Annotated in this window: 11 protein-coding genes and 8 tRNA genes; 3 read left to right on the top strand and 16 right to left on the bottom strand. The window is 49.7% G+C overall.

All coding sequences use genetic code 11. The annotated features are described in order from the left end of the window. Positions 1 to 3 precede the first annotated feature (3 nt). Entirely contained in the window at positions 4 to 801 is a 798-nt protein-coding gene (locus tag K331_RS0121675) for an ABC transporter permease (protein ID WP_028591896.1), read from the bottom strand. Beyond that, positions 794 to 1,840: an ABC transporter ATP-binding protein gene (locus K331_RS0121670; RefSeq protein WP_028591895.1), complete on the bottom strand. Its 1,047-nt coding sequence runs from the start codon at positions 1,838 to 1,840 to the stop codon at positions 794 to 796. The genes K331_RS0121675 and K331_RS0121670 overlap by 8 nt, the downstream gene beginning before the upstream one ends. Positions 1,841 to 1,924: 84 nt before the next feature. Between K331_RS0121670 and K331_RS0121665 the strand changes: the two genes are divergently transcribed. Together K331_RS0121665 and K331_RS0121660 are read left to right on the top strand one after the other, a co-directional pair. Continuing rightward, a complete protein-coding gene (locus tag K331_RS0121665) occupies positions 1,925 to 3,031 on the top strand; it encodes an LCP family protein (protein WP_028591894.1) in 1,107 nt (368 codons plus the stop codon). 274 nt (positions 3,032 to 3,305) lie between these two features. Next, positions 3,306 to 4,622, top strand: a complete 1,317-nt coding sequence (locus K331_RS0121660; RefSeq protein ID WP_028591893.1) for a glutamate-1-semialdehyde 2,1-aminomutase — start codon at positions 3,306 to 3,308, stop codon at positions 4,620 to 4,622. A 310-nt stretch (positions 4,623 to 4,932) separates the two neighbouring features. Here the strand turns inward: K331_RS0121660 and K331_RS0121655 are convergent, their stop codons facing one another. Continuing rightward, complete coding sequence (locus K331_RS0121655) at positions 4,933 to 6,456, bottom strand: aminotransferase-like domain-containing protein (RefSeq protein ID WP_051289962.1); 1,524 nt, start codon at positions 6,454 to 6,456, stop codon at positions 4,933 to 4,935. A 300-nt stretch (positions 6,457 to 6,756) separates the two neighbouring features. Here K331_RS0121655 and K331_RS0121650 point away from each other — a divergent pair, with 300 nt between their 5' ends. Next, positions 6,757 to 7,719 carry a DMT family transporter gene (locus K331_RS0121650; protein WP_028591891.1) on the top strand — a complete coding sequence of 321 codons (963 nt, stop codon included), beginning with the start codon at positions 6,757 to 6,759 and terminating at the stop codon, positions 7,717 to 7,719. A gap of 150 nt (positions 7,720 to 7,869) precedes the next feature. Here K331_RS0121650 and K331_RS0121645 read toward each other — a convergent pair whose 3' ends face one another. From K331_RS0121645 to K331_RS0121585, 13 genes are all read right to left on the bottom strand, one after another. Beyond that, a complete protein-coding gene (locus K331_RS0121645) occupies positions 7,870 to 8,277 on the bottom strand; it encodes a sensory rhodopsin transducer (protein WP_051289961.1) in 408 nt (135 codons plus the stop codon). Between the two features lie 117 nt (positions 8,278 to 8,394). Continuing rightward, complete coding sequence (locus K331_RS0121640; protein ID WP_028591889.1) at positions 8,395 to 9,567, bottom strand: rhamnogalacturonan acetylesterase; 1,173 nt, start codon at positions 9,565 to 9,567, stop codon at positions 8,395 to 8,397. A gap of 38 nt (positions 9,568 to 9,605) precedes the next feature. Continuing rightward, the gene (locus K331_RS0121635) at positions 9,606 to 10,445 is read right to left on the bottom strand and encodes a carbohydrate ABC transporter permease (protein ID WP_018888287.1); all 840 of its coding nucleotides are present in this window, start codon (positions 10,443 to 10,445) and stop codon (positions 9,606 to 9,608) included. Positions 10,446 to 10,450: 5 nt separating this feature from the next. Further along, entirely contained in the window at positions 10,451 to 11,353 is a 903-nt protein-coding gene (locus tag K331_RS0121630) for a carbohydrate ABC transporter permease (protein ID WP_028591888.1), read from the bottom strand. 290 nt (positions 11,354 to 11,643) lie between these two features. Then, complete coding sequence (locus K331_RS0121625) at positions 11,644 to 12,933, bottom strand: extracellular solute-binding protein (RefSeq protein ID WP_028591887.1); 1,290 nt, start codon at positions 12,931 to 12,933, stop codon at positions 11,644 to 11,646. A gap of 219 nt (positions 12,934 to 13,152) precedes the next feature. After that, positions 13,153 to 13,223 (bottom strand) — tRNA-Gly (locus tag K331_RS0121620). 10 nt (positions 13,224 to 13,233) lie between these two features. After that, a tRNA-Pro gene (locus tag K331_RS0121615) sits at positions 13,234 to 13,307 on the bottom strand. A gap of 13 nt (positions 13,308 to 13,320) precedes the next feature. Then, positions 13,321 to 13,397 (bottom strand) — tRNA-Arg (locus K331_RS0121610). 5 nt (positions 13,398 to 13,402) lie between these two features. Then, positions 13,403 to 13,477: transfer RNA gene (locus K331_RS0121605), tRNA-Gly, on the bottom strand. Positions 13,478 to 13,485: 8 nt separating this feature from the next. After that, a tRNA-Leu gene (locus K331_RS0121600) sits at positions 13,486 to 13,566 on the bottom strand. Between the two features lie 13 nt (positions 13,567 to 13,579). Continuing rightward, positions 13,580 to 13,655 (bottom strand) — tRNA-Lys (locus K331_RS0121595). Between the two features lie 17 nt (positions 13,656 to 13,672). After that, a tRNA-Trp gene (locus K331_RS0121590) sits at positions 13,673 to 13,746 on the bottom strand. Between the two features lie 7 nt (positions 13,747 to 13,753). Continuing rightward, a tRNA-Tyr gene (locus K331_RS0121585) sits at positions 13,754 to 13,839 on the bottom strand. Position 13,840: the final 1 nt, after the last annotated feature.

Genomic DNA, 13,840 nt, shown 5'->3' with positions numbered 1-13,840 from the left:
CACCTATCCTCCTTGCACGAACAGACGGCGACGCGCCAGACGCCAGATGATGATCATGGGGATCAGCAGCAGGATGAACCACAGGACCTGAATCCCTAACACATTCCAGATCCCTGTCCCCTGCACACGCCCTGTAAACACCGAGCCCGGAAGGTAGGTTATCGCCTGAAAGGGCAGCCAAGCCGAGAGGCGCTCCAGCCAGCCTGGGAATAAGCTAATTGGCACTACCAGCCCCGAGAACAGATCGACGATGACCCGTTTCATTCGCATCATGCCTTCATTATTTTCAATGAAGAATGCAGACAAGCCTGTAATGACATTCAGCTGCGAATTGATCAGGAAGCTGAAGAACAGCATCACGAGAAATCCGATCCAGGCGTAAGGGTCACGGGGAAGCTCCACCGGGAACAACAGGATGGCAATAAGCATGCCGGGGATCATCAGCATCAGAAAGCGGAACATTCCTTCGCCCAATCCCTGTGTCATTTTGACCAGAATATAGTTATAAGGCCGTATGATCTGGATGGCAATGCTCCCATCGCGAATATCCGTCGATATCTCACGATCCAAATTGTTGAAATAGAACGCCCGGGCCATCCACGATACAGCCACATAGGTGGTCATCTGTGCAGCGGTAAAGCCTCCAAGCTCCTGACTGCCACCTCCATAAATCGCCATGTAAGTAAAGTAATACACACCGATATTCAGGGTATATATAAGTATGCCTGAGTAATAATTGATTCGATAGGCCAGCATCGTCAGAAAACGAATGCGAATAAAATCGGAATACACACTAAGCATGCGTGACCGCCTCCTCTTGCGGGGCAGCAGCCTCCGGTCGATCAGCGGAACCCGACTGGTAGATTCTGCGTACAATATCGTCCGTATTTGTCTCGATAATTTTGATATCCGTAATGTCCGTGCGCCCCACGACGACACCGAGCACATCAGATACGTTATATTCCAGAGGAATCCATACCTTGGCCATCAGATCATGCTCAGCTTCCCATTCTACTGGCATGCCAGCAGTCCATTGCCGAAGCTGCTCCAGGCTCGCAGGTGTCCCGAATTGGAACAGGACCTCCCGTCCGGTTCCCCAGCGAGATTTCAACTCTTCAAGGCCACCATCATAGATGATGTTCCCGTCATCGAGCATAATGACCCGGGAGCACAGTGCCTCGATATCCTGAAGATCATGGGTAGTAAGCAGAATCGTCGTTCCATGCTCACGGTTCATATCCTTGAGGAATTCGCGTATTTCCGATTTGACCACAATATCCAGTCCGATCGTAGGCTCGTCCAAGAAGACAATCGACGGATTATGCAGCAGAGCTGCTACCAGTTCACAGCGCATCCGCTGTCCCAGACTAAGCTTGCGAACGGGACGATTAAGCAGTTCCTGAAGCTGCAGGCGCTCTACCAATTCATCTAATCGACGCTTGAAGTCCGCATCTGGAACCTGATATACTTTCCGAAGCAGCTGAAATGATTCAATGACGCCAATATCCCACCAGAGTTGACTGCGCTGTCCGAATACGACGCCGATATTACGGACGAACTGTTCTCTTTCCTCATAAGGCGTATACCCACCTACCTTCAGCGTTCCTGAAGTAGGCACCAGAATGCCCGTAAGCATTTTAATCGTAGTCGATTTCCCCGCCCCATTCTCACCAATGTAGCCGCAAATCTCCCCCTGCGGAATCTGAAAGGAAATATCTTTTACAGCCATCACTTCCCGGTATTCGCGTCGAAATAAATCAAGGAAGGCACCCTTCAGGCCCTCCCGGCTCTTATGGACATGAAACGTCTTGCGCAATTGCTGAACATCAATAGCTAACATATTGTACCTCACTGTGTAATTGATTGAGCTCCAAAAAGAAATTATAATGTAATGAATTGAAAAGGGAAAGGGAGAACTGGAAACATGACCAGAAAGACCAAAAGAACGATCTGGACCGTTTTGGCTGTCATAGCCGTTGCGGTGATCGGTGTTGTCATCTTTTATTTCACATCCATATATAATCAGTTGAATCAGCTTCAAAAGACGGGAGAGGCTTCTCCGTTCCACAATATTGAGAAGATCGACAAGGTTGTGACTCCTGATCCACCAAAATGGGAGGGTACCGAGCGAGTCAACATCCTGCTCATGGGCGTTGATTCACGTGATGCTCAGGACGAAGGCGTTCCACGCTCAGACAGTATGCTGGTGTTGTCCCTCGACCCTGTGCAGAAGAAATATCACTTGTTCTCCTTGCTTCGCGACACCTATACATCTATTCCTGACCATGGAAGAAATCGGATCAATACCGCGATTACCCACGGCCCGAATACAGCAATGAAGGCCGCAGGCGACTTACTCGGAATTGATATCCAATACTACGTATACACAGACTTTCAAGGCTTCATCAAGCTGGTCGATGCGATTGGCGGTGTGGACTTTGAAGTCGAGAAGGACATGAAGTACATCAGTAAGGCCGATAAGCATCTCTATGACATTGACCTCAAGCAGGGCATGCAGCATCTGGACGGAAATACAGCCTTGCAATATGTCCGTTTCCGGCATGACAAGATGTCCGACTTCTCCCGAACTAGTCGTCAGCGGGAATTGCTAAAGGCTATTGCTGAGAAAATGCAGACCACGACCTCCATTGCCAAGCTGCCGAGCATTCTGGAGCAGGTGAATCCGTTCATTGATACGAACCTGTCCGTGAATGATATGTGGAAGCTGGCTAGTGTCGGGTACGAGAGTAAATTCGGCGGTAGTGAACAGATTCCACCAATGAACATGCTCAAGGAGGAACGTATTAATGGAGCAGCTGTCCTGACTGTTGGCAGAGAGGATAAGCTTAAGGAGTACATTCAGGAATTCCTGAACTCCACGCCTGAGGAGGAGACTCCAGAGCAGGATGACACGGGAACGGGTACAGGGACGGATAGCAAATCACCGCCTCCCACCAGTCCCCGGGAATCTGCATCAGAGCCTTCTTCTGGCAGCAGTAGCAGTCGAGCATCTGTATCTGACATAAATTAGAAGAGATACTGATTTTCATCTGAATAACATTCAGCAGCAGTTCATGGATGCTCTCCACCCTGTATGGGGGAGGGCATCTTTTTTTGTGCCGCTCACTGCACGTGCTGTGCTTTGAAAAAACAAGGAGTTTGACGGGCTACTGGATAGCCTTTCCTCCAAAACTGTCACATAACCTGCGGCAGCAGTCTGATATAATAGCTATGTTACCCGCATGCAGCACAACTTATAAATCAGGTTATCGCCTGCTGACAGGCGCAGAAAGGAATCTATATACATGAATCGAGACACTTCAGCATCACTGTATCAGGAAGCACTGGAGCATATTGTAGGTGGGGTCAACAGCCCTTCGCGTTCGTTCAAGGCTGTAGGCGGTGGCTCCCCCGTCTTCATGAAGAAGGCAGCCGGGTCCCACTTCTGGGACGAGGACGGCAATCGTTACATTGATTATCTGGCGGCATATGGCCCCATCATTACCGGACATGCCCATCCACATATCACTAAGGCCATTACAGAAGCGGCGGCAAATGGTGTCCTCTACGGTACCCCTACCCGACTTGAGATTAAGCTGGCTTCTATGCTCAAAGAGGCTATCCCATCTTTGGACAAGGTACGCTTTGTGAACTCGGGAACCGAGGCCGTCATGACGACGATCCGGGTCGCACGCGCGTATACCAATCGCAACAAGATCATCAAATTTGCGGGCTGCTATCACGGTCACTCTGATCTGGTCCTGGTCGCAGCTGGCTCGGGTCCCTCCACATTAGGAATTCCTGACAGTGCAGGCATCCCGGCGAGTCTGGCGAGCGAAGTCATCACCGTACCATTCAACGACCTGGGCAGCCTGAGACAAGCCCTGGAACATTGGGGGGATGAGGTTGCTGCCGTGATGGTCGAGCCGATTGTCGGTAACTTCGGTATGGTCATGCCAGCACCAGGCTTCCTGGAGGGATTGTGTGCGATGGCGCGCAGCAACGGCTCCCTCGTAATCTATGACGAAGTCATTACTGCCTTCCGCTTCCATTACGGTTCCACGCAGACTTATTCAGGTCTGAATAATTTAGAGGCTATCCAGCCTGATCTGACAGCCCTTGGCAAGATTCTGGGTGGTGGACTACCGATAGGCGCCTATGGCGGCACCAAGGAGATTATGGAGCAAGTGGCACCACTCGGTCCTGCCTATCAAGCAGGTACGATGGCAGGCAATCCAGCCTCCATCTCGGCAGGCATCGCCTGTCTTGAAGTTCTCCAGGGAGAAGGCGTCTACGAGGAGATGGAGCGTCTCGCGATCAAGCTGACCTCAGGACTGGCAGACTCCGCGAGCAGACATGGTGTCCCTCTTACGATTAATCGCATTCGAGGAGCCTTCTCCACACACTTCTGCGATCATCCAATTACCAACTATGATGAAGCACAGGATACGGATGGTGAAGCCTTCGCCAGCTTCTTCCGCCATATGCTAGATCGTGGTATTAACCTGGCTCCATCCAAATATGAGGCCTGGTTCCTGACCACCGCTCATACAGATGAGGATATCGACGCCACGCTGGAAGCTGCGGATGAATCACTCCGATTGCTCGCTGCGGGCAAGTAAGATTGTGGACGAACCTGGCAGGCTGTAGCTAGCCGAGGCCAAGAATTGATGGCCTGACGGAGCGTAAGCTTTTACCTTATTCTTAAGCTATTACCTTATTCAGCTTGTTCTTCTTAACTATTTCTTGTTAACTTGTTTATCTTAAATTGTTTGTATGTCTTGTCACATTTGGTCTGCTAATTATATAGTGCCACTATACAGGGCTATGCTGCTGTCTTTTCCAAGACTGTGGCATAGCCCTGTTCGCGTTTGACTAACAACATCCGTAGACGATGAGCCGCTTAACCAGATCCCTTGGGCTCATCCCGCCCTATCTTTTGCGGCGATCCAGCCGTTCCAGCTCCTCACGTACCATCACCAAGCCCCGTTCGATCTGCGACTCATGCACATTGGAAATGTTCAACCTCAATAACGGTGTAGCTCGATCCTGATCTGCAAAATATCGATTAGCTGTGTCTGCATGCACCCCTCGCTTAGACAGCCCGCTCAGTAATGCCCTGTAGGACAGGTTTGCAGGCAAAGGAAGCACAGTATGTTCTCCTCCATTACGTGGTGCTTCGGCAAAGGCTGGGTGATCCCCAAGTCGGTCCAGCATACTATTGAGCATCTTCATCCTTGCCGTATACTGCTCACGAATGCCGCGACGATGTCGATCATACATTCCACTACGAATATAGATTTCCAGTGCAGCCTGCGACAGGGTAGAGCTATCGATATCAAGTATGGTCTTGTAATGTGCGAAGCTCTCAATCAGCTCTGCTGGCAGCACAGCCACGCCCAGACGCAGGCCAGGAAAGATGATCTTGGAGAAGCTCTTCAGATAGATTACCCTCCCGCTGCGATCATAGGCGTAGACCGGGTCCCTTTTGCTATCCGTATCCAGATCTGCGAGGTAATCATCCTCCACAATATAGCTATCATAATGTTGAGCCAATTCGATGAGACGCTGCTTCTGGGCTATCGTCAGGGATACCCCGAGCGGGTTATGGAACCGGGGCATGACATAAATGAATTTGATCTCTCCCGTCTGAAGTAGCTGCTCCAACCGATCCATATCCAGACCGTCCAAATGACGAGGGACTGTATAATAGCTCGCCTGCAACCCTCGCAGCAACGGGAACATATTATGATAGCCTGGATCTTCAATGACAATGCCTGACTTCTTGTTCGGGAAAGGCATCGTGATTAACACAGCTAGTGCCTGCTGGACACCTGACGTAACACAAATCTGCTCTCGGCGGGTAAATACCTGATGGTCCGTCAATCGCTCCTGCAGCAAGGCCCTGAGTGATGGTAGCCCTTGAGATGTGCCATAGACAAAGAGATCCGTGCGGTAGTTGTCGATAGCTTGATTAATGCAGTGCTGAAAATCCACATAGGGAAATACTCTGGGGTCAGGAGCGGCGGAGGCAAAATCCAGCGGCCCCCCTTCATCCTGGGCAGAACGAGAATCTGGGCCACTTGTCACTGCAAAATACCCACTCTTGGGTAGACTGTAGACAAGATGCTCCCTCTCCAGCTCCGCATAGGCCTGCAGGACGGTACTTTTGCTGCATTGGTATCGGGCTGCCAACACACGTACAGATGGCAGCTTGTAGCCATCCACACCGCGCGGAATTCGCCGGTTCAATAGCTCTGTCCGCAGGTCCGCAGCAATGCTAGCATATTTAAGCTGCACAGGGGCAGATTCGGACTGTGCTGATCCGAGCTGTGCATATGCCGATTCAGACTGTGTGTGTGCTGGTTCGGACTGTATATGGGCTGATTCAGATTGTATATATGTTGGTTCCGACTGTATATGGGCTGATTCAGGCTGTGACTGTGTTCTTTTCATAATCTATCCCTTAACCTCCAATTCACCTGACAAGCTTGATATAAGGCTACACACCTGGTCAATAATACAATGATTAGTGCAGCTGCATTACGATAGCTGGAATGCCACCAGCACGCATCGGTCTGTTCAAGACATACTACCAGTATAGCTTCCAGCTTAATCTGACCTGTACTGGTACAGATGGGGTGTTTTACGATGGTTACAAGACTCCACCTCTATTATATTTAATATTGTCATCAGTAAGGCAGGTTTGATCTTCTGCTTCTTGTATGACAAATACACGATCTCAAGGAGCTTCCTATGAACACACAGACATCTAATGGTACGGCCTCTGCTTATCTCGCTGCGATCGCCTATGCCCTCATCATCGGCTTTTCATTTATGTTCGTCAAGCTGGCCATTCAGGTAGCCAATCCTCTAGATCTTTTGGCTCATCGCTTCTCCCTGTCATTCCTCGTACTTACCGTTCCGGTAATTGCAGGGTGGCTACCCTTCCGCGTACAGCGTCAGGACCTTCTGCGTCTGCTACCGTTAGGATTATTCTCTCCCGTACTATTCTTTATGTTCCAGACCTTTGGACTGGTCACCACCTCTTCCTCCGAGGCAGGGATCATTCAAGCTACAGTTCCTGTATTCACCCTGATTATGGCTACGATCTTCCTGAAGGAGAGAACGACATTACTTCAAAAGCTTTCTCTGCTACTATCGGTGGGCGGTGTCGTCTTCATTTTTGCCATGAAGGGGGGCGCGCAGCTCTCTACAGCCAACATCATCGGTATTGCCCTCATTACGCTCTCGGCTATCTGTTTCGCAGCATATGGTGTGTTGGCCCGGCCCCTGACCCAGAAATATGCGCCACTTGAGATTACTTATGTCACCTTGGGTATGGGCTTTGTGATCTTCAACGTTCTGGCCATCGGTCAGCATCTGATCGAAGGGACGTTACCTGAGTATGCACGCGCACTGACAAGCCCTGTTGCGCTAGGAGCCATCGCATACCTAGGAATAGCATCCACGCTAATCACAACATTACTGTCCAGCTTTGCACTTTCCAGACTTCAGGCTTCCAAGATGAGCGTATTCAGCAACCTGTCCACACTGGTATCAATCCTGGCTGGAGCTCTCCTACTTCAGGAGGAAATCCATTATTATCATATTATAGGCGCTGTGGCGATCGTGCTCGGGGTGCTCGGAACGAATTGGAGAACACGCCACATTCGTCGATCCTCCAAATCAGGCGTTAGGCCATCGAAGATGAGTTAGTACCTTGACCAGATTAAATATGAGTAAAACATCTCTGCTACATCCTTCGCTTCTCGGATCATTCAAGATAATAAGTATTTTAGACATAGCAAAGAGGCAGACCCACGGTCTGCCTCTTGTTCAAAATATGATGTCTGCTCAACCTGTGAATCAGTTACCCGCAGGGTAAGCCATGACACTCATCAGCGCCAGCTCCGGCTGAGTGGTATCAAGTCGGCTATACTGAACGAATACAGGGATATCACTTTCCACAGTGATCGCATACGGAACTCCTACAGGAATCCGCTCCCCATCCTTTTCTAATGAAGCAGTACGGATATGGCGTGTTCGCTTGCCTTCCACTAACGCCTCCATGGCCTCAATAGGCTCGCGATCCTCGAAATAAATGCTAATCTTCAAGTTCGCATCCTGCTGGTCGCAATTCAATACACAGATACTCTCGTGACTGTGAAGCTCCCCATTGCTGATTGGCGGTATATAGCCATCCGGAATAACCCAATAATAGCTTCCCTGCCTGCCAGTCTGCTGGCCTGCCTGGGTGCTCAATCCATCCTTCACGTCGTGACCTCCTTGTCTGTTCAGGCGAGTACGCCCGTCTACAGCGACATAGACATACTCCTTCGGTAATACTTCTACAGAAGCAAGGAATAGACCTCCTGCTGCTCTAGCACACGCTCATCTTAAGTACATCAATAATGGCTGCAGTCCTTCTTCCCTGATCCAATCTGCTACAAGCTGGGCAATGCGAATCGCCCCGGATTCCTGAAAATGCGTGTTGTCCTCCACACCACTGGAGAAGTTCAAATACTCCCCAGGTAGCACCCACATAAATATGTCTTTGGTGCCTTCTACTCCGGTCTGCTCAAATAGCTGTCTGGAGCGTTCAGCCAGATCGAACAGTGGTACCTCGCATTCCTCAGCCAGCTCACGAACAGCAATGGTATAGTCTCCATGCGTATCTGACAATGTGCCATCCGGCTCGAAATATCTCCGCTGGATCGGAGTAATCAGCACAGGACGCGCCTCCTTTGCCCGAGCCCCATCAATATAACGACGCAGATGCTCCTTATATGTCGTGAAAGGCTCGGTCCCACGGGCCGGGTCATTCTTCTCATCATTATGTCCGAACTGAATGAACAGGAAGTCTCCTGCCTTCAGCTCCTGGAGGATCACATCCAGTCGTCCCTCCTGAATGAAGCTACGCGAGCTTCGGCCCGAGATGGCGTGATTATCCACGCATACGTCATGCTTGAACAGCGCTGGTAGCGTCTGTCCCCAGCCTGCATAGGGATAACCCGACTCTGCTTGATCCGTCACCGTCGAATCTCCAGCCAGATATAGCTTCATCGTCTGAGGAGCTTGGACCAATTGAAGCGCATTCAATCTTGGGGCTTTGCCAGAGATGATCAGCCTTAATCTGCCTCCTCGCACAGTTACGGAGAAGCGCTCCTCAGCATATTGTCCGGGTGCTGTTCGAATCGGTGGAAGAACCCGCTTACCTTCCACGGCCTTAATCAGGGTATGCGTCTCTGCGAGCTCGTCACCCACAATCACCTTCACCTGATAGGTACCGTCAGGTACATCCACGACGAATGCTGCTCCCACCGGAATGCAGAAGCTGCTGCGAAGCCGCGGCGTGATTACGGAAATGTCCATCTCCTGTTGCGCGTTGCCAGCTCTGTCCAGAGGGGATACTTCATCGCTCCCCCCAGGTGTACGCACTCTGCCATACACCCTGGAGGTGTCCTCAAAGCCGTAGCCACGCTCGGCAGTATAGTGGCAATCTGGTGCTACTCCTTCATAGCCCGGTACAGGTTCGCCAGGCCCGAAGTCAAAATTTCGTTCCATTTCCTATTTCCTCCTCAAGACTGTAACGTATCCAGGTATCAGCCTTTGAGTCCGCTGGTGCTCATTCCTTCAACAATTTGCTTTTGGAACAGGAAGAAGACGGCGATAACCGGAATCAGACTGACTATCGACATGGCGAACATGCCCCCCCAGTTGGAAGCGGACTCACTATCCAGGAACATTTTGAGCGCCATAGATACAGTATATTTTTCCGGGGAGTTCAAATACAAGACCGGACCCAATAAATCTTCCCAACGCCAGTAGAAAGAGAAGATCGCAGCCGTAGCTATTGAAGACTTCAGCAGCGGCATAATAACTTGCAGATACAGGCGGAACTTGCCGCACCCATCAATTGTCGCTGCCTCATCCAGTTCCACGGGTATCGTACGTATGAACTGAATCATAAGGAAGATGAAGAATGGCATTCCGAAGAAAGCAGGTACTACAATCGGCAGAATCGTATTCAGCCAGCCAAGCTTGGTGAAGATAATATATTGCGGTACGAGAACGACGTCATGTGGCAGCATCAGCGTCACCATCATCAACGCGAACCAGAAATTCCGACCGAAGAAGCGCAGTCTGGCAAAACCAAAGGCAATCAGAGAAGAGGAGATAACCGCTCCAAGCGTAGCGATTACTACAATCACTAGTGAGTTATAGATATATCTACCGAAGCTGTAACCAGAGATGCCGGCCCAGCCAGTAAGATAATTCTCCCACTTCCATTCCGTTGGTAGCAGATAGCCCGCCGTTGCGAAGATGGTGCGGCTTTCCTTGAAGGAACTGAATAGCATCCAGATGACTGGGTACAGCATGATAAGGGCCAGCGATGCCACAAAAATGTGATAGACCGGCCATTTGATCTTTTTCCATAGCATCGTGATCAGCGTCCCCTTTCCGTCTCGTAGAACACCCAGAATTTAGAAGTCAAGAACAGAACCGCAGTTAAAATTGCAATCATAATGAGCATTACCCATGCCATCGCAGCGGCATAGCCCATATTGTTGAACATGAACGCCTGCCGGAAGAGATAGAGGGAGTAGAGCAGGGTTCCATCCAGTGGTCCGCCCTCACCTTTGGAGATGATGTAGGCAGGTACGAAGGTCATGAATGCGCTGATCGTCTGCATGATCAGGTTGAACAGAATGATTGGGCTGAGCAACGGCAATGTGATGCTGAAAAATTTACGAACCGGGCTCGCACCATCCACACTGGAAGCCTCGTACATTTCCATAGGGATGTTCTTCAGTCCAGCCAGGAAGATCAGCATGGAAGAACCGAACTGCCATACAGAGAGTGAGATCAGCATGCCTAGTGCCGCATTGGGATCACCGAACCATTTGACCGGGGTTCCTCCGAGTGCACCAATCAGTGTATTAATGACACCTTCATTACTGAAAATATTACGCCACATGATGGATACGGCAACACTACCACCGATAATCGACGGCAGATAGTACATGGTCCGATAGGAGCCAACCATCCGCGATTTGGTGTTCAGCAGCATAGCTACGAACAAAGCAAACATCAATCGGAAAGGTACCCCAACCACCACATACAGGAAGGTGACCTTTACAGAGTTCCAATATTTCGGATCGTTCGTGAACATCTTCTCAAAGTTATCCAGCCCGATCCAACGAGGTGAAGTAAAGAGATTGTAGCTTGTAAACGATAGATACAGGGAAATAACCATAGGAACCAACGTAAAAGCCAGAAATCCAATGATAAACGGACTGATAAAGGCATATCCGGTCAAATTGGCTCTAAGCGTATGACTTCGCCGCAACGGTACCAGCCTCCTTATTTCGTATTTTTCCTCTCCATTCCATCCTTTACATGCCCCTTCGAGTTACTAATTCCAGTGAAGGTTAGTAGTACAAATGCATTGTTAGTTGCATTAGTAGCATTTGTACTCGTTGGCATTGGATTGAAGGGGCCGGGCTTCGCACTTGAATTCGGGCGGTACGTCTATTCTTCATCTCAAGGATGATCCAGTAGACGACTACTCTGTCCATGTGCAGCTTCCGGCCGCCAACAGTTCCTCTCTAGTACTTATTTATTGTCGTGCAAGCTAGTTTATTGATTTTGTGACAAAATACTATTTGCTTCCGAGCGGAATTTAGCCGCTGCATCTTCAGGTGTCATTTGACCAAAGTTCACTTGCTCTACGTAGTCAGCCAGCGTAGCAATAACCTCTGGAGAGCCTACTGGAGGCGGTGGACTCATTGGAGATGCCTTCGGCTCCATCTCTGCCACGAAATCGAATACTTGCTTTGTTGGCTCATTCAGCTCTGATGCAACAGCTTCCTTAATCTTGGCTGAGATTGGCACGCCGCGCTCACCCTTGATCAGCTTGTTAGCTTCTGGATCATTAGTGTAGAAATCAATGAACTTGGCTGCTTCTTCCTTCACCTTAGAGCTAGCTGCAATAGACCAGTACATCGTTGGCTGCATGTAGATACCCTTTTCCATATCCGGTCCGAACATTGGAGCCAGTGCCATTGGCTTATCCACTACCGATTGCAGAGCCACATATTGATTAGACCATTGCCATTCACCAATCTGTTTGCCCTTCACGATCTGGGATTCTTCCAGAATACCTTTGGATTGATTGATAATTTCTGGGGATGGAGCTCCTTTGGCCTGCATCGTGTCAGCCAGTGTACCGAAGAAATCGGCGAAGAGCTTGTCATCATCATATCCTAAAGCTGTACCTTCCGCATTGTAGAGGGACAGTCCCTTCGTACGCAGATAGTAGTTGAAGAAAATGTCTGCTGCCATTGAGCTGTCAAAATAAATGTCCTTGGAGCCAGCTTGCTTGGCGAGTTCAGAGTATTGCTCAAAAGTCCAATTCTCAGGAATTTCAATACCTGCCTCTTTCAGCTTCTCAGGCACATATTGATAGCTGAGTACGTTTACCCCTGTCGGGATGCCATACTGCTTGCCTTGAATAACGCCTGTCTGCAGTACGCTTTCAGCTACATCTCCAGTCTGGATGGCACTACCCACATAGGAGCCGAGATCCTCCAGCTGACCATTCTGAGCGTATTGGCTGATATAGGATACGTCCATCTGGATAATATCCGGAAGTTGGTTCGCTGCAGCCTGAGGCGCAAGCTTCTTCCAGTAATCATCAAATGCAGCATATTCCACGTCGATCTTCACATTGGGATTCTTTTGCTTGTAGAGGTCAATAACCTGCTGTGTATACTCATGACGTTTATCAGAGCCCCACCACGCAATACGCAGTGTTACCTGTCCGTCACCAGAGGTACCGCCACTGTCGCCGCTTCCCCCTGAGCTACTGCAAGCCGAAGCAAACAGCAGCAAAAAAGTCATCATCAAAAATAGTCCTTTTTTCTTCACATCGCTCTCCCCTTTTTCGCTGTAATGGAACGGAGCTGTCGGAATCACAGGAAAACATTTTGTTGATAGCGCTTTCATCTGCTCCTAAGATCATTTTCCCAAAATTCAGGTCTGATTTGAATACACAAATCCGTGTTCATACCTTCAAAATTCAGTGTAGCATATACTAAAAAGAGATGGCACTATAGCAGCGCCATCTCTCTTAACGAATCTATGTAAAGCGGGTGATGGGAATCGAACCCACGCTACCAGCTTGGAAGGCTGGAGTTCTACCATTGAACTACACCCGCATGTATATGATCGGGACGACACGATTTGAACATGCGACCCCCTGGTCCCAAACCAGGTGCTCTACCAAGCTGAGCTACGTCCCGATATTGAATAGTATGGCGTCCCCTGAGAGATTCGAACTCCCGACCTTTTGATTCGTAGTCAAACGCTCTATCCAGCTGAGCTAAGGGGACTTATTTGGAGCGGACGACGGGAATCGAACCCGCGACCCTCGCCTTGGCAAGGCGATGCTCTACCGCTGAGCCACGTCCGCAAAACCTATGCGCGTGGAGGGACTTGAACCCCCACGTCAAAGACGCTAGATCCTAAGTCTAGTGCGTCTGCCAATTCCGCCACACGCGCATATGATACATTATGGTGAGCCATGAAGGACTCGAACCTTCGACACCCTGATTAAAAGTCAGGTGCTCTACCAACTGAGCTAATGGCTCTCATTAAGAGAGTTACATGGCAGGGGCAGCAGGAATTGAACCCACACTAACGGTTTTGGAGACCGCTGTTCTACCTTTAAACTATGCCCCTAATAAACTGGTGGAGGATGATGGATTCGAACCACCGAACCCGTAAGGGAGCAGATTTACAGTCTGATGCGTTTGGCCACTTCGCTAATCCTCCA

Source organism: Paenibacillus massiliensis subsp. panacisoli DSM 21345 (assembly GCF_000426545.1).
Taxonomy (GTDB): domain Bacteria; phylum Bacillota; class Bacilli; order Paenibacillales; family Paenibacillaceae; genus Paenibacillus; species Paenibacillus panacisoli.
The sequence above is the reverse complement of the archived record's forward strand: the minus strand, read 5'-3'. Positions and strand labels throughout refer to the sequence as shown.